The organism is Nonomuraea sp. NPDC050404, from assembly GCF_040655495.1.
Lineage (GTDB): Bacteria > Actinomycetota > Actinomycetes > Streptosporangiales > Streptosporangiaceae > Nonomuraea.
Window position 1 is genome coordinate 120,916 of sequence record NZ_JBFAKB010000015.1, and the last position, 23,628, is coordinate 144,543.

General features: G+C 70.7%; 20 protein-coding genes. 6 read left to right on the top strand and 14 right to left on the bottom strand.

Annotated elements, in window-relative coordinates:
* Window positions 1-2 precede the first annotated feature (2 nt).
* The 5 genes from AB0I81_RS36305 to AB0I81_RS36325 form a co-directional block, all read right to left on the bottom strand.
* A complete protein-coding gene (locus AB0I81_RS36305) occupies window positions 3-1,295 on the bottom strand; it encodes a glycosyltransferase family 4 protein (protein WP_360666368.1) in 1,293 nt (430 codons plus the stop codon).
* A 159-nt stretch (window positions 1,296-1,454) separates the two neighbouring features.
* Window positions 1,455-4,577, bottom strand: a complete 3,123-nt coding sequence (locus AB0I81_RS36310; protein ID WP_360666370.1) for a S41 family peptidase — start codon at window positions 4,575-4,577, stop codon at window positions 1,455-1,457.
* Window positions 4,578-4,754: 177 nt separating this feature from the next.
* Window positions 4,755-4,877, bottom strand: coding sequence for a hypothetical protein (locus AB0I81_RS36315; RefSeq protein ID WP_360666373.1), 123 nt, complete (start codon window positions 4,875-4,877; stop codon window positions 4,755-4,757).
* A gap of 201 nt (window positions 4,878-5,078) precedes the next feature.
* Complete coding sequence (locus AB0I81_RS36320) at window positions 5,079-6,986, bottom strand: translation factor GTPase family protein (protein ID WP_360666375.1); 1,908 nt, start codon at window positions 6,984-6,986, stop codon at window positions 5,079-5,081.
* Window positions 6,987-7,295: 309 nt separating this feature from the next.
* Entirely contained in the window at window positions 7,296-8,339 is a 1,044-nt protein-coding gene (locus tag AB0I81_RS36325) for an Rv2578c family radical SAM protein (protein WP_360666378.1), read from the bottom strand.
* A 134-nt stretch (window positions 8,340-8,473) separates the two neighbouring features.
* Between AB0I81_RS36325 and AB0I81_RS36330 the strand changes: the two genes are divergently transcribed.
* On the top strand, window positions 8,474-8,755 hold the full coding sequence (locus AB0I81_RS36330; RefSeq protein ID WP_360666381.1) for a DUF3040 domain-containing protein: 282 nt from the start codon (window positions 8,474-8,476) through the stop codon (window positions 8,753-8,755).
* 238 nt (window positions 8,756-8,993) lie between these two features.
* Here AB0I81_RS36330 and AB0I81_RS36335 read toward each other — a convergent pair whose 3' ends face one another.
* Entirely contained in the window at window positions 8,994-9,740 is a 747-nt protein-coding gene (locus AB0I81_RS36335; protein ID WP_360666383.1) for a siderophore-interacting protein, read from the bottom strand.
* A 94-nt stretch (window positions 9,741-9,834) separates the two neighbouring features.
* Here AB0I81_RS36335 and AB0I81_RS36340 point away from each other — a divergent pair, with 94 nt between their 5' ends.
* Complete coding sequence (locus AB0I81_RS36340; protein ID WP_360666386.1) at window positions 9,835-10,572, top strand: TetR/AcrR family transcriptional regulator; 738 nt, start codon at window positions 9,835-9,837, stop codon at window positions 10,570-10,572.
* Between the two features lie 145 nt (window positions 10,573-10,717).
* Here the strand turns inward: AB0I81_RS36340 and AB0I81_RS36345 are convergent, their stop codons facing one another.
* Together AB0I81_RS36345 and AB0I81_RS36350 are read right to left on the bottom strand one after the other, a co-directional pair.
* Window positions 10,718-11,188: an OsmC family protein gene (locus AB0I81_RS36345; protein WP_360666389.1), complete on the bottom strand. Its 471-nt coding sequence runs from the start codon at window positions 11,186-11,188 to the stop codon at window positions 10,718-10,720.
* Between the two features lie 171 nt (window positions 11,189-11,359).
* The gene (locus AB0I81_RS36350) at window positions 11,360-11,956 is read right to left on the bottom strand and encodes a TetR/AcrR family transcriptional regulator (RefSeq protein ID WP_360666392.1); all 597 of its coding nucleotides are present in this window, start codon (window positions 11,954-11,956) and stop codon (window positions 11,360-11,362) included.
* 94 nt (window positions 11,957-12,050) lie between these two features.
* Between AB0I81_RS36350 and AB0I81_RS36355 the strand changes: the two genes are divergently transcribed.
* Window positions 12,051-12,497: a nuclear transport factor 2 family protein gene (locus AB0I81_RS36355; RefSeq protein ID WP_360666394.1), complete on the top strand. Its 447-nt coding sequence runs from the start codon at window positions 12,051-12,053 to the stop codon at window positions 12,495-12,497.
* Window positions 12,490-13,281 (top strand): NAD(P)H-binding protein, encoded by a 792-nt coding sequence (locus AB0I81_RS36360; RefSeq protein ID WP_360666397.1) that lies wholly within the window; start codon window positions 12,490-12,492, stop codon window positions 13,279-13,281. The genes AB0I81_RS36355 and AB0I81_RS36360 overlap by 8 nt, the downstream gene beginning before the upstream one ends.
* 48 nt (window positions 13,282-13,329) lie before the next feature.
* On the opposite strand, the gene AB0I81_RS36365 is transcribed toward AB0I81_RS36360, so the two are convergent.
* The 5 genes from AB0I81_RS36365 to AB0I81_RS36385 all read right to left on the bottom strand — a co-directional run bounded on the left by AB0I81_RS36365 (window position 13,330) and on the right by AB0I81_RS36385 (window position 19,081).
* Window positions 13,330-14,889, bottom strand: coding sequence for a penicillin-binding transpeptidase domain-containing protein (locus AB0I81_RS36365; RefSeq protein WP_360666400.1), 1,560 nt, complete (start codon window positions 14,887-14,889; stop codon window positions 13,330-13,332).
* Window positions 14,890-14,984: 95 nt separating this feature from the next.
* Window positions 14,985-15,644, bottom strand: a complete 660-nt coding sequence (locus AB0I81_RS36370; protein ID WP_360666402.1) for a lysophospholipid acyltransferase family protein — start codon at window positions 15,642-15,644, stop codon at window positions 14,985-14,987.
* A gap of 313 nt (window positions 15,645-15,957) precedes the next feature.
* A complete protein-coding gene (locus AB0I81_RS36375; protein WP_360666405.1) occupies window positions 15,958-16,554 on the bottom strand; it encodes a CoA pyrophosphatase in 597 nt (198 codons plus the stop codon).
* Window positions 16,555-16,621: 67 nt separating this feature from the next.
* A complete protein-coding gene (locus AB0I81_RS36380) occupies window positions 16,622-16,921 on the bottom strand; it encodes a hypothetical protein (protein WP_360666408.1) in 300 nt (99 codons plus the stop codon).
* Window positions 16,922-17,011: 90 nt separating this feature from the next.
* Window positions 17,012-19,081 carry an ATP-binding domain-containing protein gene (locus tag AB0I81_RS36385; RefSeq protein ID WP_360666411.1) on the bottom strand — a complete coding sequence of 690 codons (2,070 nt, stop codon included), beginning with the start codon at window positions 19,079-19,081 and terminating at the stop codon, window positions 17,012-17,014.
* Between the two features lie 65 nt (window positions 19,082-19,146).
* Between AB0I81_RS36385 and AB0I81_RS36390 the strand changes: the two genes are divergently transcribed.
* Together AB0I81_RS36390 and AB0I81_RS36395 are read left to right on the top strand one after the other, a co-directional pair.
* Window positions 19,147-19,749: a TetR family transcriptional regulator gene (locus AB0I81_RS36390; RefSeq protein ID WP_360666414.1), complete on the top strand. Its 603-nt coding sequence runs from the start codon at window positions 19,147-19,149 to the stop codon at window positions 19,747-19,749.
* Window positions 19,750-20,075: 326 nt separating this feature from the next.
* Entirely contained in the window at window positions 20,076-21,698 is a 1,623-nt protein-coding gene (locus AB0I81_RS36395; protein WP_360666853.1) for a SulP family inorganic anion transporter, read from the top strand.
* A gap of 92 nt (window positions 21,699-21,790) precedes the next feature.
* On the opposite strand, the gene AB0I81_RS36400 is transcribed toward AB0I81_RS36395, so the two are convergent.
* Window positions 21,791-23,446: an acetolactate synthase large subunit gene (locus AB0I81_RS36400; RefSeq protein ID WP_360666416.1), complete on the bottom strand. Its 1,656-nt coding sequence runs from the start codon at window positions 23,444-23,446 to the stop codon at window positions 21,791-21,793.
* Window positions 23,447-23,628: the final 182 nt, after the last annotated feature.

Below are 23,628 nucleotides of genomic sequence, written 5' to 3' on the forward strand. Positions count from 1 at the left end.
GTTCAGGGGCACGGGGGCGCGAGCTCTCCCTGGCCGGACGGGCGGGTCCTGGCCTCGCGGCGGGCCAGCAGGTCGCTCAGGAGCTCGTCCCACTTCTCCCCGATCACGTCCACGTCATAGGTACGTGCGGTCTCCAGCGCCCGCGAGGCCAGGTCGCGGCGCAACTGCTCGTCCTCGATGACGCGGATGATCGAGGCGGCGAGGTTGGCGTTGGTACGCGGCTTGACCAGCAGCCCGTCCACCTCGTTCGTGAGCATCTCCTTGGGCCCGTGCGGGCTGTTGAAGCTGACGATGGCCAGCCCCTTCGCCATGGCCTCCAGGATCGTCATGGGAAAGCCCTCGTGCCGCGAGCTGAGCACGAAGATCGACGCCTTCTCCAGCTCGGCGCCCACGTCGGTGGTCGGCCCCGGCAGCTCGACCTTGCCCTCCAGGCCCGCCTCCACGACCTGGGCGGCGAGGTTGTCCGCCTGCGGCCCGGCGCCGTAGATGCGCAGCTTCCAGTCGGGGTGCGTCGCGGCGACCGTCTCCCAGGCGGTGATCAGCCGGTGGAAGCCCTTGATGCGGGTCATCCTGCCGACCGCCACGGCCACCTTGGCGTCCAGCTTGGCGATGTCGCCCGTCATCGGCGGCACGGCGTTGGGGATGCGCGCCAGCTTGCGCGGTTTCTTCGGCAGCGTCTCGCGGTAGTCGCGCATGTCGGCCTTGGTCAGGGTGACCAGGGCGTCGAGGCGGCGGTAGCGCCACTTGATCAATGCCTGCACCGGCTCCGGCTGGGTGGCCAGGGCCACGTGCTCCTGCCCGATCGTGATGACGCCGGGCAGGGCTAACTGGGCCACCGCGAGGTTGAGCCCCGGGCGGGTGGCCATCAGCACGCCGGTGTCCATCGAGCGGATGAAGCGGGCCAGCTTGTAGTCGGTGAAGAGGTTGAAGCGGTGGTAGGCGTTCTCCTCTTTCGGGATCAGCTTGCTCGGCATCTTCGACAACATCGCGCGCATCGGGTCGTGCCCCGGGTTGACCCGGTCGTCCAGGAATCGGAACTTCACCCGCGGGTCAATCGGGAAGAACGGCTCCTCCGCCTCCTTCAGGATGCTGACGATCTCGACATCGTGGTTCTCGGCCAGATAACTGGCCACGTTGAACACGGTCCTGATCGTCCCGCCCATGCCATGGGCGTGCAGCAGCAGGATGCGCACCTTCTCCGTCGAGGGCGGCGGCGCCTTGCGTACCTTGCGCCGGTTGTACCCCCGATAGAGCCGGACCATCGCCGACCTGCCCTTGCGTGCCAGTGCGCGCACCTGACGAATCCCCTTTGTCGCGGATGAGTATGAACACACATGGCCGGTGGTGAGATGGGTCCCTCACCACCGGCCTAATGTCTTTCCGTCGGTGGGATGCACTTTGTTCATCCCCGATGCACTATCCCCACCTATGATCTTTAGACGCCGGAAAGGTCACTAAGGTTGCATGCGCGGCCGGTGCCGGGGGTCGGGAGTGTGCGGCGGGCGTTCGGCTAGCAGGTCCAGCGCGACATCGATGGCCCGTTCGAGCTGGGTGTCCACGCCGCGCGCGTAATCCTGCGGGGTGATATCCACCTCGATGTCGGGATCGGTTCCATAATTTTCGATCTGCCAGCCGACGTCGTCGAAGGCGAAGGAGAACTCCGGCTGCGTCGTCACCGTCCCGTCGGCCAGCCGGTGCCGCGGCCAGATCCCGATCACGCCGCCCCACGTGCGCCTGCCGACCAGCGGGCCCAGTCCCCGCAGCTTGAAGGTGTGGCTGAAGATGTCGCCGTCCGAGCCCGCCCATTCGTTGGTGATGGCCACCAGCGGGCCGCGCGGCGACTCCGGCGGGTACGGCTCCGGATCCCCCCACCGCGGATAGTCATAGCCGAGCCGCCGCCGGGCCAGCTTCTCCAGCAGCAGCGCCGACACGTGCCCGCCGCCGTTGAAGCGCACGTCCACGATGAGCGCGTGCCGGTCGTACTCCGCCAGGAACCCCCGGTGGAACTCCCCGAACCCCTCCGGCCCCATGTCCGGCACGTGCAGGTAACCGATCCGGCCGCCGGAACGCTGGTGGCACTGGGCGCGGTTGAGGTTCACCCAGTCGCGGTAGCGGGCAGGCTGCTCGTCGGCCAGCGCGCGCACGGTGACGGTGAAGACCCGCTCGCCGCGCCGCAACGTCAGCTCGACCTCCTCGCCGGCCTGGTTGACCAGGCGCTCGTTCGGGGTGGCCGTCGCCGCCCCGATCGGCGCGCCGTCGATGGCCAGCACGGCGTCGCCCGTACGGACGTCGAGGCCGACCCGGTTCAGCGGCGAGGTGGCCTCCGGGTCCCACGGGTCGCCGGTCACGATGGCGGCGATGTGGTAGACCCCGTCGCGCAGGTGCCAGTCCACGCCCAGCTTGCCCTGGCTGTAGTCGGGGCCTGGGCGGTACTCGCCGCCGCTCTCGTACGCGTGGCTGGTGGCCAGCTCGCCGTGCAACTCCCACAGCAGGTCGGAGAACTCGCCCCGGGTCGTCACCCGCTCCACCAGCGGACGGTAGCGCTCGTAGACGGCCGGCCAGTCCACTCCCGCCATGTCCTCGGTCCAGAAGTTCTCCCGCTGCAGCCGCCACGCCTCGCGGAACATCTGCCGCCACTCCGCCTCGGGGCAGACCGACACCTTGATGCGCGACAGGTCGATCCAGCCGCTCCCGCGTCCCGGCGCGTCCTCATCGCCCGGCGTTTCGCCCGTCTTGACCACCCGCAGCCGGTCGCCCGCCCGGTACAGCAGCGTCTTGTGGTCCCGTCCCAGCTCGAAGCCGGTGACGCCCTCGGCGAACAGCTCGTTCTCGCTCTTGGCGAAGTCGAACAGGTGCAGCATGCCGTCGCCTTCGAGCGGGCTGGTCAGGATCAGCGCCTTGCCCTTCAGCCCCGCCACCCGTTCGTAGCGGCCCTCCGGCAGCGGGAACGCGGTCACCCGGCGGGCCAGCCCGTCCACGTCCACGTCCAGCGGCTCGGGTTCCTCTTCGTCCTCGTCCTCCTCGTCGTCGTCCTTGTCCTCCAGGGGGCGGGGGCGGGGCACGAACGGGTCCGGCACGTCCGCGCGCAGCGCCACCGCGTACGGCCGGGTGCCCAGCGGGAAACCCAGGTCGAAGCGGAGCTGGTCGTAGACGGGGGAGAAGACGCGCTGGCCGATGAAGTACAGGTAGCGGCCCTGCGGGTCGAAGGCCGGCATCGTGTCCTTGAGCACCGGTTCGCTGGCCGGGAACGTACGGCCCGTGCCGGGGTGGTGCAGTTTGATCGCCGTCGTCTGGGCGTTGAGCGGGCTGGCGTAGGCCAGCCACTCCCCGTCGTGCGACCAGGCCGGGTCCTCCGGCGGGCCGTGCGGGTTGGCCTCCACCAGCTCCGCCTCGCCCGTGGCCAGGTCGAGCAGGTGCAGTTCGTCGCGGTGGTTGACGATCGCCACCCGGTCGTGCGCGGGGTCGGGCACCAGGTCGTTGACCCGGCCAAGCCTGGCCACCTCCGTGCCGGGGCCGCCCTCCTCGCCCTCCAGGACGACCAGCTTCTCCTCGTCGCCGTCGTCGCTGGCCGCCGCGATCAGCCGTACACCGTCGTTGAGCCAGGTCAGGAAGCGGTAGCGGACGCCGTCGGAGGAGCCGTGCTGGCGTACGGGGCCCTCCCAGTCCGCCATCGCGTACGCCTTGCCGCGCGCCGTGATCGCCACCGCGCTGCCGTCCGGGCTGAGGGTGGCGCTGTCGAGGTAGTCGGCGGCCTCGACGAACCTGCGGTTGCGCTGCGTCCTTGAGCTGGCCAGGCGCACTTCCAGCCGGTGTGGCCGCCCGCCCGGCTCCAGCAGGTACAGCTCCGCGCCCGCGTGGTAGACCAGGCGCCGGCCGTCGCTGGACAGGTTGCGGGCGTAGTAGTCGTCGTGATGGCTGTGCCGGCGCAGGTCCTGGCCGTCGGGGGTGCACGAGTAGACGTTGCCGACGCCCTCGTGGTCGGAGATGAAGCACACCCGCCCGCCGCTCCAGCAGGGCGAGGCCAGGTTGCCCGGCAGCCTGATCAGCCGCCTGAACTCGCCGTCGCCGCCCGGGTCGATCCACAGGTCGCCGACCGTGCCGCCGCGGTAGCGCTTCCACCGCGCCGGGTCCGCGGTGTTGCGGCCCAGCACGATCATGCCTTCGGGGCCGTAGGCGATCGAGTTCGCCGGTCCGTACGGCAGCCGCTCCGGCACCCCGCCCGGTTCCACCCGGTGCAGCCATTTGCGGGCCTCGAAGGGCTGGGACTGGTCGCTGGCGTACAGGATGCGGCCTTCGGGGTCCCAGCCGGTCACCGTGCAGCGGGCGCCGTGGTAGGTCACGCGGCGGGCCGCGCCGCCGCCGGACGGCATGACGTACACCTCTTCCTGGCCTTCCTCGCGTCCCACGAAGGCGAGCCGGTCGCCGCGCGGTGAGATGCGCGGGTATCCGGCCTCGGCCAGCCCCGCGGTCAGGCGGAAGGCGCGTCCGCCCCGGGCGGAGACCATCCACAGGTCGTCCTCGGCGGCGAAGACCACCACGTCCTGGAAGACGGCGGGGAAGCGCAGGTAAGCCGACATGCCAGCTCCACTGTCTTCACTGATTTCACGGTCTTCTCGGTCTTCAGTGTCTTCTCGGTCTTCAGTGTCTTCAGTGTCTTCACGGTCGATGATCGGACGGCTCGGGCGCGCTGCGGGGGGCCGTGGCCGTCCGATCACGTCACCGGCGGGCCGGCCGCGATCGCGGCCGGCCTGCGGTCAGCTCTCGTCGGGCGTCTTCCGGCTTTCCCTCTTCGTCGTCTTGGCCTGCCTGTTGTTCTTGATGGCCGTCTTCTTGGACTTGCCGGACTTGGACGCAGATTTCTTCTTCGCGTCTGCCATTGGATTTCCCCCCGTACGGACGAGATGCCCCGTATTGGTGCACCAAGGCAGTTACTACCCATCAAACGGCGAAAACCGACATATCACCTTACGGTGGGTGTTCGGGCTCTTATGGGCGACCGGTCGGCTCCAGAGCATCCTTGGCCGGGGCGTCGGAGGTCGTACGGCAGACCTTTTCCCGTCTGCCATCCGCGGGTCCGGTCACCTGCGCGCCCGGTCGCCCGCGGGTTCGGACCACCACACTCCTTCGCCGTGCGACAGGCCGGGCAGCCGCCGCTCGACCTCGTGCACCGCCGCCGCCGGGATCTCGCCCGACAACACCCACACATCGTCTCGCCTGAGCGTGTCCCGCAGTTCGCCGCCGAGCCCCGCCAACTGCGCCGTGACCGGCCCGAACGTCTCCAGCGGCACCTCCGCCTCGAAGCGATGGCACGGCTCGTGCACGATCGTCCCCGCCCGGCGCAGCGCCTGGGCCAGCACGATCGGCGTACGCCCACGGAAGTCGGCCGCGACCGAGGCGGGCGCGGAGTAACCCGTTTTGGTCAGTGTCACCAGGACGTCGGTCACCGGCCAGCCGTGCGGCCCCTCGCCCAGGGCCAGGTGGACGCTGTCCTCGATCGCCCGGTGGAAGGCCAGCGGCAACGACCCCAGGTCCACCTCCAGCCGGTAACCGACGCCCGACCCCCGGGGAGCGGGCTCCACGCGCAGGCCGACGGTGGCCATGAACTCGTTGCGACCCTGGCGCTGGATCTCCTCGACCGCCTCCCCGGTGCCCGCCGGACGCTCGAAGTAGACGGGGCGGCTCGGCTCGAAGTCCGCCTCCACGCCGAAGTCCCTGGCCAGGGTCTCGCCGATGACCTCCTTCTGCACCTCGCCGTACAGCAGGACGGAGGTGTCGCCGCCGGCCAGCGTACGGGTGCCGATCAGCGGGTCCTGCTCGGCGAGGGCGAGCAGGGCGGCGTGCAGGCGGGGCTCCTGACCCGGTACGCGAGGGGTCACGACGGTCTCGAGGCCGGGCGGGGTGAAATGGGTCTGTCCCACGGACTGCGCCGGCTCGCCCACGTGATCGCCGACCCGGATCTCCGGCACACCCCACACCTTGACGATGTCCCCGGCAACGGCCTCCCGCTGCCCGCGATCGCCGACGACGGACAGCGCGGTCAGGCGACCGTCATAGGCGTGCCATCCACCGCCGCCACCGCCGCCACCGCCACCGCCGCCGCGATGGAAGGTGACGGGCTCCCGTGCCCGCAACACACCGGCACGAATCCGCACGTACGCCACCTTCTCGCCTGAGGGGGCACGTTCGATCGCGAACACGAACCCCCGCGCAGCGTCCCCGTCCCCGCTATCACGGGGGGCGGTCCGGGGGACGGCGGGCAGCAGCGTGCTGACGGCGTCGAGCAGTTCGGCCACTCCCTGGCCGGTCACCGCCGAGCCGAACAACACCGGATACGCCACCGCGTCACCGCACTGCCGCGCCAGCGCCGCACGTACCGTCGCCGGATCGGGCGCCCTGTCCTCGACCAGCAGCTCCAGCAGCTCGTCGTCGTGCTCGGCCAGCGCCGCGGCCGTCTCGTACGGGGTGGCGACCGGGCGGGTGACGGCCGCGGGGCCGCCGATGCCGCGCACGGTGTTCAGGGGGATGCAGTCCGGCGACAACCGGCGCCGGATGTCGCCGAGCAGGTCATGCTCACGCGCGCCCGCACGATCGATCTTGTTGACGAAGATCAGGGTCGGTATGCGCAGCCTGCGCAGGGTCTTCATCAGGACTCTGGTGTGCGGCTGCACGCCCTCGACCGCCGACAACACCAGCACGGCGCCGTCGAGTACGGCGAGTGCCCGCTCGACCTCGGCCACGAAGTCGGCGTGGCCCGGCGTGTCCACCAGGTTCACGCGCAGGTCGCCCAGGGTGAAGGAGGCGACGGCCGAGCGGATGGTGATGCCGCGGCGGCGTTCGATCTCGCCGCTGTCGGTCTGGGTGCTGCCTTCATCGACGCTGCCCAGCCGGTCGATGACGCCGGTCTCGAACAGCAGCCGCTCAGTGAGGCTGGTCTTGCCGGCGTCCACGTGCGCGAGGATGCCGATGTTCAGGATGTGCTTGATCAAGGAGCCCTCGGGAAACTCGGGTGCCAATGCTGCGCTGGGAGATTCCGAGGCGGCGCCGCATCCCATGCTCCTTGATCGTGTTCTGACAGTGCCCGGTCATGATGCCACCGAGCACCACGCGAGGGCCAACGGTTTTCCGGGGCTGCCTCCTTCCGAGGGTGACCCTTTCGGGGCTGCGTCTTTTCTGAGGGTGACCCCTTCCGGAGGTGACTCCTCTTCGAGGGCGGCCCCTCCGGGGGTGGCCGTTTGTGAGGGCGACCCCTTCCGAGGGGGCTGATTTGCGGGGGCGGCTCCTGCCGGGTGGGCGGCTCAGAGGAGGCGGAGTTGTTCGGGGTCGGGGTCCGGGGCGGGGGAGGGGTCGGCGGGGCGGGGTGGGAGGCGGCGGGCCATGGCGGGGGTGGCGCGGCCGACTCCGTGCCGCTCTGCGAGCTCCTTGACCAGGCCGGTCACCCGTTGCTGGTACGACTTCGGCGCGTAGGCGCCCCGGCCGTACAGCTCCAGATAGCGCGGCACCAGGCGGGGATGCTCGCGGGAGAGCCAGTTGAGCCACCACTCGCGGGCGCCGGGTCTCAGGTGCAGCACTATCGGGGCGATGTGCGTGGCGCCGGAGTCGGCGATCTCCTTGACCGTACGGGCGAGCTGGGCGGGGGAGTCGGTGAGGTAGGGCAGGACGGGTGCCATCAGGACGCCGCAGGCGATGCCGTTGTCGTTGAGGGTCGCGCACGTTTCGAGGCGGCGGGCGGGATTGGGGGTGCCGGGTTCGACGCCGCGCCAGATGTCCGGATCGACGAAGCCGACCGAGACGTTGGCGCTCACCTCCGTCACGTCGGCGGCCTCGGTCAGCAGGTCGAGGTCGCGAAGGATCAGGGTGCCCTTGGTGAGGATCGAGAACGGGTTGGCGGCGTCGCGCAGCGCGGAAAGGATGCCGCGCATCAGCTTGTAGCGGCCCTCCGCGCGCTGGTAGCAGTCGACGTTGGTGCCCATGGCCACGTGGTGGCCGCCCCAGCGGGCCCCGGCGAGCTCCTTGCGGGCCAGTTCGGCGGCGTTGATCTTGACGACGATCTTCGAGTCGAAGTCCGCACCGGCATCCAAATCTAGATATTCGTGCGTTTTTCGGGCAAAACAGTAAATACACCGATGGCCGCAGCCCCGGTAGGGGTTGATCGTGTATTCAAACGGGACCCGGCTCGCTCCGGGAACCCGGTTGATGATGGATTTGGCGCGAATTTCGTAGAAGGTCATCCCCTTGAATTCGGGCGTGTCGAAGGTTCGGGTCACCGCGCCGCGAGCGAAGAGCGGCACGGCCGGATCGTCCCGGCCGGCCCCGGCCAGGCGGAGGTTGTCCCAGCGCATCCCATGATTAGAACAAGAGTTCGGTCTTGATCGCAAACCGAAAAGAGGTTGCAATTAGCTGGTAAGCAAGGGGCTAATGATCTTCAGGGTTGGGCAGATAGCTGCCACAGAGCTTGCGTTCGGGAGGTGCACCTATGGCCTGGTCGCAGGACGAGGAGCGGATGCTGGCACAGATCGAACAGCACCTCGTCGACGACGATCCGCGACTCGTCGCACGGCTCGAGTCGTTCAACGAGCGGGTTCGTCGCAGCGAGGAGAGGTCGACGGGGCAGCCAGGTCCCAGACGCCGGCCACGCCGTTCGACGGTCATCATTCTGATCAGCTGGCTGCTCATCGCCACGCTGGTGGCCACGCTGCTGATCATGGTCCTCCGCAACGAGGCCGCCGCAGCCCTGGCCCTCTCCACCGCCTTCTAAGCCCCGCCCCGCTCCTCTTCCGCCACCGACGTCGGCCATTTCCGGCGCCCATCGACCCTCCGTGTCGCGCCCGTCACGCGTGGTGCCGTGTTGGGTGGCGCCGTCTCGCGTTCCGTCCTTTCGGGCGCGCCTTGCGTGTGTGTGCCGGCCCACCCCAAGAGAGCGTGGTGCGCCCCGTCGTGGCCTGTCTCGTGCGTCCCCTTGTGCGGTCAGCCGTCAAGCCGTGGCCCGCTGGGTTTCAGTGCAGGCCGCGTTTGCCGGGTGCCCAGAATGGCTTGACTTTGATCGACTTGCGGGGCCAGTTGCGCTCCCGTACGAGGTAGTCGCGGATCATTTGGCACGTTCGCGCCTCCCCGGCCAGGTAGGCGGTGCCGCCGTTGCTCGGCAGATCCAGCCCGGCCACCGCGGCGAGGAGGATCTTGGACGAGGTGGCCGGTTCGCCGCGGCGGTGGACGCGGCGCAGTTCGTGCGGGCCGGGCATGGGCAGGTCGTGCTCGGCCGACTCGCTCTCCAGCACCCCGTGCACCCGCGTGTCCGCGCCGAGCGCGCGCAGCATCGGCCCGAATGCCGCGCTGGCCGTCTCGTCCCCAGCGAACAGGTGGAAAGGAGTGTCGTCCCTGGTGAAGAAGTCGCCCTGGGGCCACCAGAACGTCACCGCGTCCCCGCGAGCCGCCTCCCGCGCCCAGCGCAGCCCGATGCCGTCCCCGTCGTACAGGTGAGCCCGCAGTTCCAGCGCCCGCCGGTCCGGGGCGAGGTCCCAGATCGTGTACGTCCGCAGCGTGTCCGCCGGGCGCAGGATCCCGGAGATCGACAGCGGATCGTTGATCTGGACCCTGATGTGCTGGCCGGGCCGGTACGGAAAGCCGATCGGGGTCTCGGTCGCCAGCCGGATGCGCCGCATGGTGGGCGTGACCAGCTCGGCGTCCGAGACCCGCGCCTCCATCGTGTATTTGGCGAACGCTCCCGCCAGGGGATTGCGAGCCATCGCTACTCCTTAAGAGCAGTAGATTTGCTTAGAGTCATTAAGGAAACATAGATGCCCTAGGATGTCAATGGAGGTTCACGAAGGAAGGTGAGGCATGGCCGCGCAGGGCGTCAGCAGACGTGAGCGAGTACGGCAGACGACGCTGGCGGAGATCCGCGCGGCGGCACGCAGGCTGCTGATCGAGCAGGGGCCGCAGGCTGTCACGATCAACGCGGTGGCCAGGGAGATGGGGATGAGCGGGCCGGCCCTCTACCACTACTTCAGCGGCCACGAGGAACTGGTCGGGGCGGTGACCGCCGACTTCTTCCGCGAGCTGATCCAGGTGCTGGAGTCGGCGCGCGATGCGTACCCGAGGGGAGAGCACGGCCCGCGCCTGATGGCGGCGTGCCGGGCGATGCGGCGCTGGGCCATCGCGAATCCGGCGGAGTACAGGTGGGTCTTCGCCAGCCCGATCACCGCGGACCGGCAGCCCGGGTCGGCGCGCGAGCTGGCGGGAAGCGACTTCGAGCAGGTCTTCCTGGAGGAGGTCACCGAGCTGTGGGAGAGCCGCCCGTTCCCGGTGCCCGCGCCGGAGGAGCTGGATCCGTCCATCAGGGAACAACTGGCGGCGTACGCGGCCTCCGCCGGAGTGGGTCTGCCGGTGGAGGCGATCCACGTCTTCCTGTCGTGCTGGATCAGGCTGGACGGGCTGCTCTGCATGGAGATGCTGAACCAGCTCGACTTCTTCTACTCCGACCTGGAGCCGGTGTTCGAGGACTGCCTGCGGGAGATCGCCCCCAAGCTCGGCCTCGACTACGTCGCCACGCCCGCCGGGCCAAGCGAGGGAACGTAGCCGCGCGGACGGCCGGTCGAAGCGTGACCGGTCAGTCGGCGTCGCGGTCGCTCGGTCGACCCCCTGAGCGTGGTCGACCCCCCGAGCGTGGTCGGCCCCCCGAGCGTGGTCGGTCAGGTGGTGGGTCGGTCAGGTGGTGCGTCGGTCAGTCGGCGGTGCGGACGGTCGGTTCGTGGCGGACCGGGAAGTTGACCGAGGCGGCGATGAAGCACGACTTGTGGGCGGCTTCGTGCAGCTCCATGGCGGTCTCCATCATCTCCGGCTCGGCCACGGTGACCGCGGGTCGCAGCACCACCTCGGTGAAGTGCCCGCCGTCCGCGGTCTCGGCCATGGTGCCGGTCGCGGTGTCCGAGTACGCGGTGACGACGACCTTGGCCATGGCGCACTTGTGCAGGAACCACAGCATGTGGCACTGGGAGAGCGAGCCGACCAGCAGCTGCTCGGGGTTCCACCGGGCGGGGTCGCCGCGGAAGGCGGGGTCGGCGGTGCCCGGAATGACCGGCGGGCCCTCGGCGGACAGGTCGTGCTCGCGGCCGTAGTCGCGGTAGCTGCTGGTGCCGGTGCCGCGGTTCCCTGTCCAGGTCACGACCGTCTCGTAGGTGTGCTGACGGCTCATCGGTGATGGTCCTCGCAGTGTGTGACATGCGCCGCGCGGGCGCCGGTTCCTACCAGCGAACGTACCGAACCGGCCACCGCCACGAACAACCCGGCCCGCCGCAAGTCGGACCGCCCCCGCCGGGCACCCGCGAGCCGGCGGCCGGTTCCCTGGCCCGACTTCGCTCGGGGCTCAGCCCCGCGACCCGGAAAGCGTCCGCATCAGCAGGTCGGTGAGGCCGTCGAGGTAGCCCGGCCCCGACTCCACCCCCCGCACGGTGAGTCGCCAGTAGATCGGCGCCGCCACCAGATCGAGCACCAGCTCCAGATCGATGTCCGCCGGCATCTCGCCCCGCTCGATCGCCCGCTCGAACACCACCCTGCCGCGCTCACGCCGCGGCGCCCCGATCATGGCCTCACTGACCCGGGCCAGCTCGGAGTTGCGCGCCGACTCGGCCACCAGATCGGGCAGGATCCTGGAGAAATGGGGATGGGTCAGCCATTCCATCAACGTGCCGAGGGTCGCTCGCAGGTCGCCTCGCAGTGAGCCGGTGTCCGGGGCGGCGGCCGCGGCCACCATCAGCTCGGAGATCACCGACATCGCCATCTCCTGCTTGGACGGCCAGCGGCGGTACAACGCGCTCTTGCCCACCCCGGCCCGCTTGGCCACCGCCTCCATGGACAGCCGCCCGTAACCCTGCTCTGACCACTCGTCGAGCACGGCCTGCGTGATGGCCCGAGTGACGGACGGTTTCAGTACGGCTGCGCCGGTCGGGGTGCGAGGAGTCATGCGAAGAGTGTAGCGATTGGACGGTACGGTCCCGTCCCGTGCTAGATTGTGGATGGGACGGCACCGTACCGTCCAAACGTGAGGAGAGCCCCTGATGAACCCTCCTGAGCTGATCGATCGCGCCCTGGAACTCCTGCTCGCCAAGGACATGGCCGCCTTCGCCGGGCTGTTTGCCGAGGACGGGGTGATCGAGTTCCCTTTCGCGCCGCCCGGCTATCCGCCGCGGGTGGAAGGGCGGACCGCGATCACCGCGTACATGCGCGGCTACCCCGACCTGCTGGACATCCGGGAGTTCACCGAGCAGACCGTGCACAGGACCGTCGATCCCGAGGTGGTGGTCGCCGAGTTCGAGGCCGCGGGCCGGGTGGTGGCCACGGGGCGGCCGTACCGGATGCGCTACATCGCCGTGCTGACCGTGCGCGACGGCGAGATCCATCACTACCGCGACTACTGGAACCCGCTGGCGGCGGCCGAGATGATGGGCGGCGCGCAGGAACTGAACGCGGCCTTCGCCCATGAGTCCGGTGGTGGTCATGAGTGAGGTGCTCGTCCTCGGCGCGACCGGCACCACCGGGTCGCGCGTGGCCACGTTCCTGCGTGAGCGCGGCGTGCCCGTCAGAACGGCCAGCCGCACCCCGGACCCGCACGTGCGCTTCGACTGGGCGGACCGGGCCACCCACGCGCCCGCGTTACGCGGGGTGTCGGCCGTCTACCTCGTCGGCCCCGTCGGGGAGCTGGATCCCGCCCCGCTGGTCGAGCCGTTCCTCGAAGAGGCCGTCCGCCAGGGGGTGCGGCGCGTCGTACAGCTCAGCTCGTCCGCCGTGCCGGAGGGCGCGCCCGGGTTCGGGGAGGTGCACCGGCTCGTCCGTACGGCGATGCCCGAGTGGGCGGTGCTGCGGCCGTCATGGTTCACGCAGAACTTCACCGGCCACTCCCTGGCCGTGCGCGTGCGGGAGGGGGAGCTCCTGTCCGCGACCGGGAACGGCCGCGTGGCCTTCATCGACGCGCTGGACATCGCCGCCGTCGCCGCGCACGCGCTGACCGACGAGCCCGCCCACAACACCGACCACGTACTGACCGGGCCGGAAGCGCTGACCTACGACGACGTCGCCGCGATCCTCACCCGCCGGACCGGCCGCCCCGTGCGCCACCGGGCCGTCGAGGCCGGTGAGCTCGCCGCGCACTTCGCCGAGCGTGGCCTGCCCAGGGAGTACGCCGAGATGCTGGCCGCGCTCGACGACGACATCCGAGGCGGCGCGGAGAACCGCGTCACCGACACCGTCGAACGCGTCACGGGCCGCCCGCCCCGCCGCTTCGACCGATGAACCGCTCGTGGGTGCACCCCCGCCGGGGAGGGATATCAGCAGGAAGCCTCAGAGGTTCTTGAGGAACGTGGCCGCGACCGGAGCGGCGACCGCGCCACCGCCGCCGCCACCCTCGACGACCACGGCGAAGGCGACATCATCCTTGAACCCCATGAACCAGGCATGCGACTCGAGCTTCTCACCCGTGCCGAACTCGGCCGTCCCGGTCTTGCCGTGCGTGCCCGCCGGCAGCCCCGCCGACTTGGCGGTGCCCTTGGTCACCACGGCCGACATCATCGAGTGCAACTCGGACTTCACACCTTCGGGCAGCTCCCGCTCGGCGGCCTTCTGCTTGATCGAGGGCACCAGCGTCGGCGGACGCCACGTGCCGTCGGCGATGGCGGCGGCGACCGAGGCCATCGACAGCGGGCTGGCGGTGATCTTGGCCTGCCCGAACGACTCCGCGGCCAGCTCGGCGTCGGAGGTGGCCTTGGGGAAGCTGGCCTTCGTGGCCGGCACCCCGATGTTCAGCGGCTGGTTGAACCCGACGTCCTCGGCCGCGTCGAGCAGCTTGTCCGCGCCCAGCTTGGAGTGGGCCAGCGGCGCGAACGTCGTGTTGCACGAGTGGGCGAAGGAGTCCAGGAACGAGATCGACCCGAACGACTCCTCATCGGAGTTGCGGATCGGCAGCCCGCCGACGTTGACGTTCTTCGGGCAGGTCACCTTGTCCTGCGGCGACAGCCCGGACGCCAGCAGCCCGATCGCGGTGACCGCCTTGAAGGTGGAGCCGGGCGGGTAGCGGCCGTCCAGCGCCCGGTTGAAGCCGCCCACGTTGTTGACCACGGACAGGATCTCGCCCGTGGAAGCCTTGATCGCCACCAGGGAGGTGGGCTTCTTCGTGTTCTTGACCCCAGTCACCGCGGCGGCCTGCACCTGCTGGTCGATCGTGGTCTGCACGGGCTTGCCCTCGGTGCCCTCGATCGTCTCCAGCTTCTTGCCGCCGAGCTGGATCTCGGTCGCGGGCGTGCCTGCCAGCCGCTCCTGGAAGGTCTCCTGCAGCCCGCCGCGCCCGACCGCCTGCCCGACCTTGTAGGAGGTGCCCAGCTTGGCCACGTCCTTCTTGGTCGCCTTGTCCAGGTATCCCACGAGCTGCTGCACGGACCCGCCGCCCGAGCCGTCGTCGATGCGGTCGCCGTCGGCGTCGGTGATCTCGGCGCGCTGCGGCCAGCGGGTCTTGAGCGAGAAGGCGGCCCCCTGCGTCAGCGACGGGTGCAGCGTGGACGGCTTCCAGTCCACCTTCCACGCGCGGTCGGCCACCATCAGGTCGATCTTGCCCTCGTAGGACCACTCGCCGATGTTCTTCAGGTTGAGCGTGGCCGTGTAGGGCACGCTGGCCTTGCCGTCACCCTCGGTGACCTGGCCCAGCTTGATCGCCGACGACTCGACCGCGAGCGCGGTGCGCTGCTGGTCGTAGGCGGCGAGCTGGTTGGGCGCGGCGAGCTGGGCGGTCATGCCGCCCTTGTCGCCGGCCTGCCAGGCCGCGGCGAAGAGCCGCGCGGTCTCGGCCGGGGTGCCCCGCGTGTGCAGGACGTAGTACGCGCCACCGGCCGCGGCCCCCACCACGAGCACGGTGACACCGGAAACGATCGCAATGGTACGGCCACGCGCCACTGAGTCAGCCCCCTGCTTCTCGACGACGAGTGTCCGAGCTTAGCGGCGTCGAATCATGACATACCATTTGACGCCTTGTAGCTGGCGGCGTAAGCGGGCACGTACTCCTGCCCGGACAGCTTCTGGATCGCCGCCATGACCTCATCGGTCACCCGCCGCCGGTCACGCGCGTTGGCGTGGTCGCCGGTGAACCGCATCGGCTCCCCGATCGCGATGCCGATCCGCGCCGGCCTCGGCACCTTGGCCCCCGGCGGCAGCACCTTCTCGGTGCCGCTGAGCGCCACGGGCAGAACCGGCGCGCCGGTCTTGAGCGCCAGCCACGCCACGCCGATCTTGCCGCGGTAGAGCCGCCCGTCGGGGGAGCGGGTGCCCTCGGGGTGGATGCCGAACAACTCGCCCCGCTCCAGCAGCGCCGCCGCCTCGTCGAGCATGGCCTGCGCGGCGTGCGCGCTCTCACGGTCGATCGGCAGGCTGCCGCCCAGCCGCATGAAGAAACCGGAGACCGGGTTGCCGTCGAAATACTCGTTCTTGGCGGTGAACGTCACATGCCTGGGCAGCAGCGCGGGCAGCAGGAACGAGTCGAGGATCGACAAGTGGTTCGCGGCCAGGATCGCCGGACCGCTGCGCGGAACGTGGACCGCGCCGGAGATGTGCGGCCGGCACATCGCGTGGGCGAGCGGCGCGGCGGCGAACTTGACCACTTGGTACAACAACGAGCACTCCTGATCATCGGGCGGGCAGCCACCCAACAATAAGGCAGGCGCCCCGCGGGTGTCGCAGGACGCCTGGGAAAGCTTGTTAGGCCGATGTGGCGGTCGCCTCCTCGGCGAGGTGCACAACACGGCTCCAGCCGAACGGTATTCCGTGAAGGCGGTAATTTGCGGCCCGGGGGACACAGACCACATCGGCAATCTTGAGTTAACCACACGTACGCGGCCGACAGGTACTCGCGGCGTCGCCACCACCCCAACATCCGGGAAAGGGAACGCGATCCCCGGCAAGCCCGCGTAACGTCCGCGAACGTGCTCAGGTCCTGGTCCAGTGCGGCTGCGCCACGTCGAAGACCCGCTGTTCGCGCCCCCGCAGCGCGACCTCCGCGAACTGCCACAAAATCGCGCCCGTCGGCGCGTGGATCACGATGGACGGCCCCAGCGGCATCTGCAGCAGGTCCCCCTGCCAGCGCGGCACCCCGGGCGCCAGGAAGCGGTCCAGCGGCACCGCGTGCACCGAGGCCACCTCACGCGGATCCGGCACCGGCTCCTGACGGCCGCCGAACGCCACCACCGGCGTGATCACGAACCCCGAGTCGGTGACGAAGTCGTCGAGCAGCCCGGCCACCTCGACCCCGGTGACGCCGGTCTCCTCGGCCAGCTCCCGCAGCGCCGCCTGCGCGGGCTGCTCCCCGTCGTCGGCCCGCCCGCCGGGCAGCGCCCACTGCCCGGGATTGCGGCCCCTGGCGGCCCGTCTGATCACGATCACGTACGGGTTGCGGCCCGCGTCCTCCAGCACGCACACGGTGACCCCGGCCCTGCGCACCCCGCCGGCGGGCGGGACCTGCCGGCGCTTGAAAGCGGACAGCCGGGTGGTGATCTGCTCGCGCAGCATGTCGATCGGCGAAAGCACACTCCAAGGATCTCACGGAGCGATTCCCGTGGACGACCGCGTACACGCCGTCACGGGGGCGGCGGCCTCACCTCGGGCTCAGCAGGATGCTGGACACCGTGCCCAGGAGCGTCGCCGCGCCCGCGCAGATCGCGGCCCACCGGCCCAGGGGCTCGCCGCGGGTGTGGCCCGCGACGCCCAGCGCGACGCCCGCCAGGCCGAACAGGACCGGAAGGAACAACACGGCCACGGCGGCGCAGGCGAACCCGGTGATCGACAGGACCTGGTCGGTCGCCCGGGGCCGCCGGTGGGGCGGGGTGAAGGGCGGCAGGGAGGAGGGCGGCGGCCGGTCGCCGTCGTCGGGGAGCGGGTCCTGTGAAGAGTTCACGGCAGGGCTCCTGTCGGGCCGGGCACCCCCATCACACACCTCCGTCCCGCGCCCTGTCGAGCGCGCGCCCCCGTCCTCCCGCGCCAGGCGTCACCGCGCGGCTCGGGCCGCGTCCGCCGCGCGGGAGAGCTGGGGCGGGAGGGGGCGGGCGTGCACGACGTCGAGGCGGGAGACGGCGCGGGTCAGGGCGACGTACAGGCGGTTGAGCCCGCGCCGCTCCGCCCCGGCGATGGCGGCCGGCTCGGCCACGACGACGTGGTCGTACTCCAGGCCCTTGCACATCGTGGCGGGCACCACGCCGAGCCGGCCGCCGACGTCCATGCCCGCGTCCCACAGCGCGGCGGTGATCGCCTCCACGTCGGCGTCGGCGGCGATCACCCCGATCGAGCCCTCGAACGCGAGCGCCTCGCGCGCCGCCGCCACCACGCCCGCGCGCAACTCGCTCACCGGCGTCATGCGCAGCCGCCCGTCCGACCGGTACGAGCGGGTCTCCGGCACCCGCACGTCCAGCGCCGGCAGCAGCGTGTTGGCCAGCCGCACCACGGCCGCCGGTACCCGGAAGCCGGTCGTGAGCGCGATGACCTCGCCGTCCGGCTTGCCGAGCAGTTCCATGCGCTCCGGCCAGGACGTGGCCGCCCACGGCGTGGTGCCCTGCGCCAGGTCGCCCAGTACGGTCAGCGACCCGTGCTCGCTGCGCCTGGCCACCGCCCGGCACTCCATGGGCGACAGGTCCTGGGCCTCGTCCACGATCACGTGGCCGTAGCCGCGCGGGCGCTCGATCAGGGCGGCGAGCTCGTCGAGCAGCACCAGGTCGGCAGCCGACCACTTGGCGCTCTTGACGCTGCGCGGCGGCCTGGCCCAGGTAAGAGCCGCACGCTCGGCCTCCGACAGCAGACCGGCAGCAGGGTCGCGCCCGGCGCCCGGGAGCCTGCCGCCGGTCGGAGCTGCGCGCCCGGTGTCCGGCAGCGCATCGGCAGTCGGGCCGTCCGACGGCCCGCGTAGCAGTTCGTACAGGACCTCCTGGGGTTTGACGGGCGGCCAGATCGTGTCGAGCCACCCGGTGACGGCGCGGCCGATCCGGCGCAGCCAGGGCGTGGTCGCCGTCTGCCCGCGGGCCTCGGCCTGGCGGCGGACGGCTTCGACGACCCGTGCCCTGACGCGTTCGCGGCCGGTGGCGTAGGGGAGGCACTCGCGCCGGGCGTCGTCCACGAAGCGGCGCAGCTCGTCCTCGTGCACCCGCCACCGGAAGGAGCCGTCCGGCACCGCGACCGGCTCGACCGGCTTGGCGATCCGCCCGTACAGGGCCCTGCGCAGCACCTCAGCCATCCGCGCGTCGTGCTTGACCAGGGCCGTCGCCTCGTCGTCGGCCCCGGTCACGGGGACGGTGGCCAGCAGTCTTCGCAGCGTCGTCTGCTCCACGTCCATCTCCCCGAGCGCGGGCAGCACGGCGGAGATGTAGCCGAGGAAGGCCCGGTTGGGCCCGAGCACCAGCACGCCGGCGCGCTCGAAGCGCCGCCGGTGGGCGTAGAGCAGGTACGCGGCCCGGTGCAGGCCGACCGCCGTCTTGCCGGTGCCGGGCGCGCCCTGGACGCAGAGCGAGGTGTCGACGCCGGCGCGTACGAGGTCGTCCTGCTCGGGCTGGATGGTGGCGACGATGTCGCGCATGGGGCCGACGCGGGGACGTTCGATCTCGGCGGCCAGGATCTTGCTCTCGCCCTCCTCGCCCCGGCTGAGCCGCTCGTCCTCGAAGCCGGTGAGCGTGCCGCCCGACCAGCCGAAGCGGCGGCGTACGGCCACGCCCTGCGGGTCGCGGGCGCTGGCCCGGTAGAACGCCCGCGAGACCGGCGCGCGCCAGTCGATCACCACGGGCGGCGCGCCGTGCTCGCCGGTGATGCGCCGCCGGCCGATGTGGTACGCGCGGCCGGGGTGCTCGGCCGAGTCCGGGCCGAAGTCGAGCCGGCCGAAGAACGGTGGCCCCTCCGGCTCCTCGCTCAGCTCCTTGGCCAGGCTCTTGAGGTGGCGGCCCAGCCGTTCCGCGCTGTAACGGTCGCCGGCCACCGTCTCGCCGACGATGACGTTGTTCCGCGCGCCGTCCAGCATCCTGCGCAGGCCGGCCAGGCAGCGTTCGACGTGCTCCCGCTCCTCGTCGAGCGTTCCCATCACACCTCCAAAGCGTTAACTCGGTTAAGATATTGACCAGGTTAACACTTTGGTAGTGTGTGCTCATGACAGGACTCCGGGAGCTGCAGCGGCAGCGGGTGCACGAGGCCATCTCCACGGCCGCCATCACGCTCTTCCTGGCGCGGGGCTTCGATGAGGTGCCGGTGACGGAGGTCGCGGCGGCGGCCGGGGTGTCCAAGCCGACGTTGTTCAAGTACTTCCCGACCAAGGAGGACCTCGTCCTGCACCGGATCGCCGACCACCTGGGCGAGTCGGCGCGGGTGGTGCGCGGCCGGGAGTCGGGGGAGGGGCCGGTGGGGGCGCTGCGCCGGCACTTCCTCGACGGGCTGGCTCGGCGCGACCCGGTCACCGGGCTCAATGACGATCCCGAGGTGGTGGCCTACCACCGGATGGTGTTCGCCACGCCCGGCCTCCTGACGCGGCTGCACCGGCACATGGCCCAGGACGAGGCGGCCCTGGCGGAGGCGCTGGCGGAGGGGGCGGACGATCTGACGGCCCGGCTGCTGGCGGCGCAGGTGGTGGCCACGCAGCGGGTGCTGGCCCGGCGCAACTGGCGGCTGCTCGCCGACGGGCGGTCACTGGCGCAGGTCGAACCCGAGGCGGTACGGGCGGCGGAGCTCGGATTCGCGATGTTGTCCGGAACGTGAGTTGTCACTCGACGGTTGGATTCCACCCCGCATTCACACAATGGCCGGGTTTCAAGCCCGGTCGAACATCGCATTGTGAGAGAAGTTTAACCAGGTGAGAGGGGGTGAAATTGATATCCTGACAACCTCTTCACCAATTGCAAATTTATGCAATTTGGGACATTGCGGGGTTGTCTTTACGTTGAGGGAGTGATGGTGGGCGGACCTTTGATGTGCATGTGCGATCACAGGATCAACACAATCGGCGACACAACGTGATCGCGCTGATCGGCGCGGGCTGGGGCCGCCTACGGGCCGTGCTGCCGGAACGCGCCGCACTGGCGGCCATGGGCCGTCAACCCCGCACCGACCTGCTGGCCGGGCTCACGGTGGCCATCGTCGCGCTGCCGCTGGCGCTCGCGTTCGGCATCTCCTCCGGCCTGGGAGCCGCGTCCGGACTGGCCACGGCCGTGGTCGCCGGATCGCTCGCCGCGCTGTTCGGCGGGTCGGCGCTGCAGGTCTCGGGCACCAGCGGCGCCATGACCGTCATGCTCATGCCGATCATGAGCGCGCACGGCGCGGGCGGCGTGCTGACCGTCGGCCTGCTGGCCGGCGTGCTGCTCGTCGCGCTCGGCCTGGCGGGCGCCGGCCGCTACATGGCCCTGGTGCCCGCTCCCGTGGTGGCCGGGTTCACCGTCGGCATGGCCTGCGTGATCGGGCTGCAGCAGTTCCCGCACGCCCTCGGCGTCCCGCCGCACGCCAGCGACAAGGTCGCCGTCGTGGCCTGGCACGCCGTACTCGACTTCATGGCCAGGCCACACTGGTGGGCCATGTCCGTCACCCTCGCCGTGGCCGCGGCGCTGCTGGTGGCCGCGAGCCTGTGGCCGACCGTGCCGTTCGCGCTGGTCGCCGTGGCCGCCGTCACGATCGTCGCCGACCTGGCCGCGCTGCCGCTGGCCAGGATCGGCCACGTGCCCTCCGGGTTGCCAACGCCGTCGCTGGCGTTCCTGGATCCTGACGTGCTGCCGTCCCTGCTCGCCCCGGCCATCGCGGTGGCCGCGCTGGCGTCGCTGGAGTCGCTGCTCTCGGCCGCCGTGGCCGACAACATGACCGGCAGGCACCGGCACGACCCCGACAGGGAACTGTTCGGCCAGGGCATCGCCAACCTCGTCACGCCGCTGTTCGGCGGCATGCCCGGCACCGGCGCCACCGTCCGCACCGCCGTCAACGTGCGCTCCGGCGCCCAGTCCCGGCTGGCCGCGCTGGCCCACGCCGTGATCCTGGGCGGCATCGTCTACGGCGCCTCGGGGCTCGTCTCCAAGATCCCGCTCGCCGCGCTGGCCGGGGTGCTGCTGGCCACCTCAGTGCGGATGGTGGAGCGCGGCTCGGTGCTGGCCATGTTCCGCTCCACCAGGAGCGACGCCGCGGTGCTCGTGCTGACCGCCGTGGCCACGCTGACGCTCGACACCGTGCTGGCCGTCATCGTCGGACTGGTGGTCGCCGGGGCGCTGGCCCTGCGGGCGATCGCCCGCAACGTACGCTTCCACCAGGAGCCGCTCCGCCACGACCTGCAGCCGGAGCACACCGAGGACGAGCACGCGCTGCTCGCCGAGCACATCGTCACCTACCGGCTGGACGGGCCGCTGTTCTTCGCGGCGGCGCACCGGTTCCTGCTGGAATTGTCGCAGCTCACCGACGTGTCGGTGGTGGTGCTGCGGATGAGCCGGGTCAGCACCATCGACGCCAGCGGGGCGAAGGTGCTGGGCGACACGATCGAACGGCTCGAAGGGCGGGGAATCATGGTGTACGTGTCGGGCATCCCCGACGGTCACCATCAGCCGCTGGAGGCGCTCGGCGTGGTCGCCCGGCTCAACGAGGCGGGGCAGGTGTTCGCCACGACGGACAAGGCCATCGCGGCGGCCCGCGAACGACTCCACAACTCCGGCATCGTGCCCCGCCTGGCAGGCTGACCGGCCCGCTCGCCGACGTACCGCCCCTGACCTGGCAGGTCAGGGGCGGTCGGCTCAGATGGGGCCGGTCGGCTCAGATGGGGCCGGCCGGGTCAGAAGGGGCCGGTCAGTTCGCCCAGCTTGTCGGTCAGCTCCAGGTTCGCCGCGTAGTCGACGGGCACCGCGATCACCGACACCACGTCGTCGGCCAGCGCCTTGCGCAACGTCGGCAGCAGCTCCTCGGCGCTGGTGATCTGGTATCCGCGCGCCCCGAAGCTCTCGGCGTACTTGACGAAGTCGGGGTTGCCGAAGGCCACATGGGAGTCGCGGCCCAGCTCCAGGTCCATCTTCCACTCGATCAGCCCGTACGCGCCGTCCACCCACACCAGCACCACGAACGGGACGCGCTCGCGCACGGCCGTCTCCAGCTCCTGCGAGTTCATCAGGAACGCCCCGTCGCCCGTGGCCGCCAGCACCCGCCGCCCGGGCCGCGCCAGCTTGGCGGCCAGCGCGCCCGGCACCGAGAACCCCATGGACGACAGCCCGTTGGAGACCAGCATCGTGTTCGGCTCGTACGTCGGATACATGCGCGCCATCCACATCTTCACCGCGCCCGTGTCGGCCAGCACGATGTCCTCGCGCCCCATGGCCTCGCGGATGTCGGCCACCACCCGGCGCGGCGACAGCGGGAACCCGTCCTCGGAACGCCCCTGCGCCAGCTCCTCGGCCACCATGCGGCGGATCCGCTCGCCGGTGCCGTTGATCTCGAAGCGCCGGTGCACGCTGTCGGCCAGTGCGTGCAGCGAGCGCGAGATGTCGCCCTGCACCCCCACCGCCACCGGGTAGTGGTCGTCCACCTCGGCGGGGAACTGGTGAATGTGGATGATCTTCTTGTCGCGCAGCGGGTTGACCTTGGCCGGGTCGAACTCCTGCAGCTCGTACCCGACGCTGATCAGCACGTCGGCCTCGTCGAAACCGAAGTTGACGTAGTCGTGCCGCATGAACCCCACCGCGCCCAGCGCGTGCCGGTGGTCGTCGGGGAAGACGCCCTTGCCGTTGAACGTGGTCGCCACCGGCAGCCCGAGTCGCTCGGAGAAGCGCACCAGCGCCTGCGAGGCCCCCGCGCGGGTCGCGCCGTGCCCGGCCAGCACGATCGGCCTGCGGGCGGTGGCCAGCACGTCGGCGGCGCGGGCGATCTGGGCGGGGGAGGGGTCCTGGGGGCGTACCACGTTGACCGGCAGCGGGCGCAGGCCGTCGGGGAGCGGCGCGGACTCGACGTCCTCGGGGATGGCCAGGTAGACCGCGCCCGGCCGCTCGGTCTGGGCGGTCTTGAACGCCTTGCGGATCATCTCGGGCAGCGCCTGCGCCGCGGGCGCCAGCTCCGACCACTTGGTGATCGGCCGGAACAACGACACCAGGTCCACCACCTGGTGGGACTCCTTGTAGATGCGATCGAGGCCGACCTGGGCGGTGATCGCCACCACGGGCGTGCTGTTGGTGGTGGCGTCGGCCACGCCGAGTTGCAGGTTGATCGCGCCGGGGCCGAGGGTGGCCGAGGCCACGCCCGCCTTGCCGGTCAGCCTGCCGTAGATCTCGGCCATGAACGCCGCGCCCTGCTCGTGACGCACCAGGACGTAACGGATGGGGGAGTCTCTGAGCGCGTCCACGAAATGGATGTTCTCCTCGCCCGGGATGCCGAAGACGTACTCGACGCCTTCCGCCTCCAGGGCCTGCACGATGAGCCGGGCCGCCGTGGCCTGCGCTGACATGCCAAACGCCTTCTTTCTGATCCGACTGCACCCCTGCAAGCACGCGGAGCCCCGCGTTCATTCCAAGCGCGGGCCTGGATTGTGCATAGTGCACGGCCGGGTGGTGAGCACTGTGGAACATGACCACTGACTACCGCTTGACCAGCGCATATGGTGGGCGGCTAGACATCACACCCCCGCGC

Bases quoted from the DNA above. Each gene is read 5' to 3' on its own strand.
- AB0I81_RS36345 (WP_360666389.1), bottom strand. From the start codon at position 11,188: ATGAGCCGTCAGCACACCTACGAGACGGTCGTGACCTGGACAGGGAAC.
- AB0I81_RS36315 (WP_360666373.1), bottom strand. From the start codon at position 4,877: ATGGCAGACGCGAAGAAGAAATCTGCGTCCAAGTCCGGCAAGTCCAAG.
- AB0I81_RS36395 (WP_360666853.1), top strand. From the start codon at position 20,076: ATGGGCCGTCAACCCCGCACCGACCTGCTGGCCGGGCTCACGGTGGCC.
- AB0I81_RS36390 (WP_360666414.1), top strand. From the start codon at position 19,147: ATGACAGGACTCCGGGAGCTGCAGCGGCAGCGGGTGCACGAGGCCATC.
- AB0I81_RS36400 (WP_360666416.1), bottom strand. From the start codon at position 23,446: ATGTCAGCGCAGGCCACGGCGGCCCGGCTCATCGTGCAGGCCCTGGAG.
- AB0I81_RS36310 (WP_360666370.1), bottom strand. From the start codon at position 4,577: ATGTCGGCTTACCTGCGCTTCCCCGCCGTCTTCCAGGACGTGGTGGTC.
- AB0I81_RS36325 (WP_360666378.1), bottom strand. From the start codon at position 8,339: ATGCGCTGGGACAACCTCCGCCTGGCCGGGGCCGGCCGGGACGATCCG.
- AB0I81_RS36335 (WP_360666383.1), bottom strand. From the start codon at position 9,740: ATGGCTCGCAATCCCCTGGCGGGAGCGTTCGCCAAATACACGATGGAG.
- AB0I81_RS36350 (WP_360666392.1), bottom strand. From the start codon at position 11,956: ATGACTCCTCGCACCCCGACCGGCGCAGCCGTACTGAAACCGTCCGTC.
- AB0I81_RS36385 (WP_360666411.1), bottom strand. From the start codon at position 19,081: ATGGGAACGCTCGACGAGGAGCGGGAGCACGTCGAACGCTGCCTGGCC.
- AB0I81_RS36330 (WP_360666381.1), top strand. From the start codon at position 8,474: ATGGCCTGGTCGCAGGACGAGGAGCGGATGCTGGCACAGATCGAACAG.
- AB0I81_RS36340 (WP_360666386.1), top strand. From the start codon at position 9,835: ATGGCCGCGCAGGGCGTCAGCAGACGTGAGCGAGTACGGCAGACGACG.
- AB0I81_RS36360 (WP_360666397.1), top strand. From the start codon at position 12,490: ATGAGTGAGGTGCTCGTCCTCGGCGCGACCGGCACCACCGGGTCGCGC.
- AB0I81_RS36355 (WP_360666394.1), top strand. From the start codon at position 12,051: ATGAACCCTCCTGAGCTGATCGATCGCGCCCTGGAACTCCTGCTCGCC.